This is a genomic window from Amycolatopsis sp. NPDC104587 (genome assembly GCF_055583645.1).
Genome location: NZ_JBVJNO010000004.1, coordinates 353,738 through 359,192, shown reverse-complemented (window position 1 = coordinate 359,192; position 5,455 = coordinate 353,738). Strand labels below are relative to the sequence as shown.

Sequence of the window (5,455 nt, the reverse complement as noted above, 5' to 3'; positions counted from 1 at the left end):
GGTTCGGGCTTTGTGGGAGGTGGGGAAACAAGGTGCGCTTTTCGCGGGGCCAGGGGACACCCGCGTTTTCCCCCCTCCCCCAGTTGCGGGGTTCTCCCCCCCCCCCCCCCCCACCACCGTCAACACCAGCGCGACGAGCGCCTTCCGCATCTAGTTGCTGCCTCCCGACTTGGCCGTGGCCTTGCGGGCCCGGATGGTCGCGCCCGCGCCGACGCCGAGGCCGATGGCGCCGACCAGCAGGCCGGCCCCGCCGAGCCAGCGGGCGGTGCTGTCGGACGTCGACGCGGCCGCCTGGGTCTGCTCACCGGTCGTCGACGCGGTGTTGGCATCCATAGTGCCGTGCGCGTCGCCTTCCGCGGCCTTCGCCGCCAGCTTGACCGCCGGCGCCGGGTGCTCCGGCTCCTCGCCGCCCGCCGGGGTCGGCTGGTTCCAGTCGACGACCTTGCCGTCGCTGTAGGTCTGGTGCGCCGGGAACTCGACCTCGTCGACGTTGGTCGGCAGCGGGCCGAAGCTGACCTCGAACTCCTGGTAGTTCGTGGCGGACAGCTCGCTGCCCGGCTGGGCGGTCCACGTCACCGCCGTGACGGCTTCGGTGATCTCCGTGCCGTTGTCCTTCTTGACCGGGGTCGGCAGCTTGGACTTCGTCACGTCGGCGGTCCAGCCGGGAACCGGCTTGGTCCGCACCGACCCGATGCCGTAGTCGCCCTTGAAGTCGACGACGACCTTGGTGGTCTTGACGGGGTCCTTCTCCTCGCTCGGCACGCGGAACACGATCGCCGCGTAGCCGCCCTTCGTGGGCTGCGCGCCGTAGACGTTGGCGGTGACGTGCGCGGACGCGACGCCCGTGCCGAGGAGACCGGCGACACCGATGGTCGCGGCGAGGAAACCGGCGCGCTTGAAGACGTGCTGGGACATGGGTTCACTCCTGATGAACTCAAGAAAGGGAGCCGGCGCGGTTCGGGGACCGGCCGGGCAAGGGGGACGAGCTGGGTTTCAGGAGCAGACGGGCGGGCCGCGCCGCCCGCGGATCCGGCGCAGGTCGACGCCGACGAGGTGGTCCGGGGCCGCGGTGCGGGCCGGGATCGGCGAAGGGGCCGCCGAAAGCACCGGCAGCGGGGTGAGCAGCCGCGGCAGGATCGCGCGCAGCACGGCCAGCACCGTGAGCAGCGTCGCGTCCGCGCGGGCGAGCAGCAACGCCGTCAGCACGGTGGCGACGGCGTGCGCGGTGAGCATGCCCAGGCCGGTGCGGCCCGGCATCGTGTACATGTCGTGGTGGCCGGACAGCGTCGTGAGCAGCAGGTGCATCACGAGCTGGGCGGCGCCCAGCAGGGTGATCGTGGCGACGGTTCCGCGCGCTTTGCGGGCGAGCGCCGTCGCGGTCCAGCCGAACAGGCCGGTGAGCAGCACGGTCATCGCCGGGTCGGGCAGGCCGCCGTCGGCGACCCGGTGCGCGGTGACGGACAGCGCCGCGGCGCACACGGCGAGCAACACCCCGCGGGTAGCTCCGAGCACGGCGGGACGCCGTGCCGGACCGTTCATGAGGAGCAGCCTAGGTGACGCGCCACCGGGTGATCGCGCGATCCCGGCAAGTGAGCACACATGGAGTTCACGGCTGCCAGGCCGGATCGGTTCAGCGTTGTTGTTGCCGATCACGCCCGGATAGGGAACGGTGTCGGAATCAATGAGGCCGGGAACGGGGGTTTGGCTTCGGCGCACGGTGGGTATTGAGCCGTCGGTCAGGAGCTAGCCCGTTCGGGTGAAGCCTCACGGACGCGGGCGGGAGTGCGGACACGGATGAATCTCTTCGAGTACATCTCGGACCGGGCGAGCAAGTTGTGGCTGGAGGCCTACCTCCACACCAGCATGGTGGTGCAGTGCACGATCCTGGCGGCCATCCTCGGCGTGCTGATCGGGGTGGCGGTCTACCGCAGCCCGATCGGGTCGGCCGTGGCCACCGCGCTGGCCAGCACGATCCTGACGGTTCCGTCGTTCGCCCTCCTGGGCCTGCTGATCCCGCTCTCCGGGCTCGGCCCGACGACGGCCGTCATCGCGCTGGTGCTGTACGGCCTCCTGCCGATCGTCCGGAACACCATCGTGGGGCTCGACGGCGTCGATCCGGCGATCACCGATGCCGCGCGCGGCATCGGGATGAGCCGTTTCGGCGTGCTCACGCGGGTCGAGCTGCGGCTGGCCTGGCCCGCGATCCTCACCGGGATGCGGGTCGCCACCCAGATGCTGATGGGCATCGCGGTGATCGCCGCCTACGCGAAGGGCCCCGGCTTCGGCGCCGAGGTCTTCTCCGGGCTCACGAACGCGGGGAGCACGAACTCCCTGAACCAAGCCGTCACCGGGACGGTCGGGGTGGTCATCCTCGCCCTGATCCTCGACGGCGTCTACGTCCTGATCAAGCGCTTCACCATCTCTAGGGGTGTCCGTGGCTGAGAACGAGGAAGTCTCCGGCGTCGAAATCGAACTGGAGCACGTGACCAAGCGGTACCCCGGCACGCGTGAGGCGGCGGTCGACGACTTCTCGATGGTCGTGCCGGCCGGCAAGATCGTGGTCTTCGTCGGCCCGTCGGGCTGCGGCAAGACCACCACGATGCGGATGATCAACCGGCTGGTCCAGCCGACGTCCGGCCGGATCACCATCGGCGGCGACGACGCGCTGAAGCTGGACGTCGACACCCTGCGCCGCCGGACCGGCTACGCGATCCAGCAGGCCGGGCTGTTCCCGCACTTCACCGTGTCGCAGAACATCGCGGTGGTCCCGGGGCTGCTGGGCTGGGACAAGAAGAAGGTCAACGACCGGGTCGAGGAGATGATGGACCTGGTCGGGCTCGACCCGGCCGACTTCCGCGACCGCTTCCCGCGCCAGCTCTCCGGTGGCCAGCAGCAGCGCGTCGGCGTCGCCCGCGCGCTGGCGGCCGACCCGCCGGTGCTGCTGATGGACGAGCCGTTCGGCGCGGTCGACCCGATCACCCGCGGCAACCTGCAGGACGAGCTGCTGCGGCTGCAGTCGGAGCTGAAGAAGACGATCGTCTTCGTCACGCACGACTTCGACGAGGCCGTGAAGCTCGGCGACAAGATCGCCGTGCTGGGCAACCAGTCGTCGATCATGCAGTACGACACACCCGAGGCGATCCTGGCGAACCCGGCCAACGACACGGTCGCGGGCTTCGTCGGCGCGGGCGCGTCGCTCAAGCAGCTGACGCTGCTGCGGGTGCGTGACGTCGAGCTGGCGCAGGACGCGCTGACGGCCGGGGTCGACGAGGACCCGGAGGAGCTGCGCAAGAAGCTCGAAGAGCAGCGCAAGCACTTCGCGCTCGTCCTCGACGCGCGTCGCCGTCCGATGCGCTGGGTGCACGCCCGCGACCTGCGGGCCGGGGCGTCGCTGGCCAACGCCGGCAAGCCGCTGCGCGACATCGTCAGCCTGCAGTCGACGCTGCAGGACGCGCTCGAGGCGATGCTCGCCGAGGGCGGTTCGGTGCCGGTGACCGGCGCGCGCGGCGAGTACGCGGGCACCATCCAGCTCGACACCGTCATCTCGACGATCCAGCAGCTGCGCGACGAGCACACGAACGGTGAGGAGGTGTCCGCATGACGGCTGCCGTCGATACCGGTTTCAGCACCGAGTCCGGCTCCAAACGCGCGGAACGCGTCCGGCTGTTCGCGCAGCCCGCCGTGGTCCTGCTGATCGTCGCGGTCACGCTGATCTGGGTGTTCTCCAGCGGCCTCACCGCGACCGAGAAGGAGACGCTCAACGCGTCGTCGCTGCTCACGGCGTTGTGGGACCACGTGCTGATGACGCTCGTGGTGACCGCGATCGTCGTGGTGGTCGCGGTGCCGCTCGGGGTGATCGTGACCCGGCCGTGGGCGCGGTTCCTCGCGCCGGTCTTCCTGGCGATCGCGAACATCGGCCAGGCCGCGCCCGCGCTGGGCGTCCTGGTGCTGTGGTTCATCGTCACCGGCGCGGTCGGCGGCCTGTGGGTGGCGGCGCTGCCGCTGGCCTTCTACTCGCTGCTGCCGGTGCTGCGGAACACGATGGTCGGCATCCAGCAGGTCGACCCGGCTCTGATCGACGCGGGCCGCGGCATCGGGATGTCGGCGAGCGCGGTGCTGTGGCGCGTCGAGCTGCCGCTGGCCGTCCCGCTGATCCTGGCCGGTCTGCGCACCTCGCTCGTGCTGGCGGTCGGCACCGCGACGTTCGGCATGTTCGTCAACGCCGGCGGGTTCGGGCTGCTCATCGACACCGGGTACAAGCTGAACCTGACCTCGGTCCTCGTCACCGGCTCGGTGCTGGCCGTCGCGCTGGCGCTGCTGGTGGACTGGCTGGGCGCGGTCGCGGAACAGTTCTTCGGACCGAAGGGGCTGCGATGAAACTCCGGCGTTTGACGGCGGCCCTCGGGGTGGCGGTGCTCGGCGCGACGCTCTCGGCGTGCGGGCTCACGGTCAACCAGGGGGTGCCCTACGACATCCAGCCCGGCACGATCCAGCCGATCCCTTCGCTGCAGGGCCTGAAGGTGACGGTGGGGTCCAAGGACTTCACCGAGAACATCATCCTGGCCTACCTGTCGGAGATGGCGCTGACCGCGGCGGGCGCGGACGTCGTCGACCTGTCGGACATCAAGGGGTCCAACTCGTCGCGGCAGGCGCTGCTGTCCGGGCAGACCGACGTCACCTGGGAGTACACCGGCACCGGCTGGATCAACTACCAGGGCAACGAGCTCCCGGTGCCCGGCGGCGAGAAGGCCCAGTACGACGCGACGGCCAAGGCCGACGAGGAGAAGTTCGGCGTCAGCTGGCTGAACTACTCGCCGCTCAACGACCAGTACGCCTTCGCCGTCACCGAGGCGTACGGCGCGAAGAACAACCTGAAGACGACGTCGGACCTCGCGGCGTTCCTCAAGCAGAACCCGGACCAGAACCGGTTCTGCCTGGAGACGGAGTTCACCAGCCGCCAGGACGGGTTCCCGGCCGCGGTGAAGGCGTACGGCTTCCAGAACCCGAAGATCGAGAACTTCGGCATCGGTACGATCTACTCGGCGGTCGCGGGCGGCACGTGCCCGGTCGGCGAGGTGTTCACCACCGACGGCCGGATCTCCGGGCTGAACCTGCGGGTGCTCGAGGACGACAAGAAGGCGTTCCCGCAGTACAACGCGGTCCCGACGCTGCGCACGGACTTCCTCAAGGCCCACCCGGAGATCCGCGGCCCGCTCGAGACGGTCGGCGCGGCCCTGGACAACCAGCAGATGGTCGAGCTGTGCAAGCAGGTCGACGTCGACGGCCAGGACGCGGGCAAGGTCGCCCACGACTGGATGGTCAAGAAGGGCTTCGTGAAGTAACCCCGTAGCACCGGGGCCGCACTTTCACGTGAAAGGTTTTCCCCCTGTTTCCGTTTTCGTCTCTTACACCAGTGCCAAGACCTTCCCCCGCTATTCTCCCCCCCCCGACTCCC

General features: G+C 69.8%; 6 protein-coding genes. 4 read left to right on the top strand and 2 right to left on the bottom strand.

Annotated elements, in window-relative coordinates; genetic code table 11:
• Positions 1-150: 150 nt before the first annotated feature.
• Together ACZ61C_RS13570 and ACZ61C_RS13565 are read right to left on the bottom strand one after the other, a co-directional pair.
• Positions 151-915 (bottom strand): YcnI family copper-binding membrane protein, encoded by a 765-nt coding sequence (locus ACZ61C_RS13570; protein ID WP_465306313.1) that lies wholly within the window; start codon positions 913-915, stop codon positions 151-153.
• Positions 916-993: 78 nt separating this feature from the next.
• Positions 994-1,488, bottom strand: a complete 495-nt coding sequence (locus tag ACZ61C_RS13565; protein ID WP_465307018.1) for a hypothetical protein — start codon at positions 1,486-1,488, stop codon at positions 994-996.
• A 306-nt stretch (positions 1,489-1,794) separates the two neighbouring features.
• Here ACZ61C_RS13565 and ACZ61C_RS13560 point away from each other — a divergent pair, with 306 nt between their 5' ends.
• Genes ACZ61C_RS13560 through ACZ61C_RS13545 form a run of 4 tightly spaced genes read left to right on the top strand, consistent with a single transcriptional unit; the run spans position 1,795 to position 5,342 of the window.
• Positions 1,795-2,442, top strand: a complete 648-nt coding sequence (locus ACZ61C_RS13560) for an ABC transporter permease (protein WP_465306310.1) — start codon at positions 1,795-1,797, stop codon at positions 2,440-2,442.
• On the top strand, positions 2,435-3,601 hold the full coding sequence (locus ACZ61C_RS13555) for an ATP-binding cassette domain-containing protein (RefSeq protein ID WP_465306307.1): 1,167 nt from the start codon (positions 2,435-2,437) through the stop codon (positions 3,599-3,601). The genes ACZ61C_RS13560 and ACZ61C_RS13555 overlap by 8 nt, the downstream gene beginning before the upstream one ends.
• On the top strand, positions 3,598-4,377 hold the full coding sequence (locus ACZ61C_RS13550; protein ID WP_465306305.1) for an ABC transporter permease: 780 nt from the start codon (positions 3,598-3,600) through the stop codon (positions 4,375-4,377). The genes ACZ61C_RS13555 and ACZ61C_RS13550 overlap by 4 nt, the downstream gene beginning before the upstream one ends.
• Positions 4,374-5,342: a glycine betaine ABC transporter substrate-binding protein gene (locus ACZ61C_RS13545; RefSeq protein ID WP_465306303.1), complete on the top strand. Its 969-nt coding sequence runs from the start codon at positions 4,374-4,376 to the stop codon at positions 5,340-5,342. The genes ACZ61C_RS13550 and ACZ61C_RS13545 overlap by 4 nt, the downstream gene beginning before the upstream one ends.
• Positions 5,343-5,455: the final 113 nt, after the last annotated feature.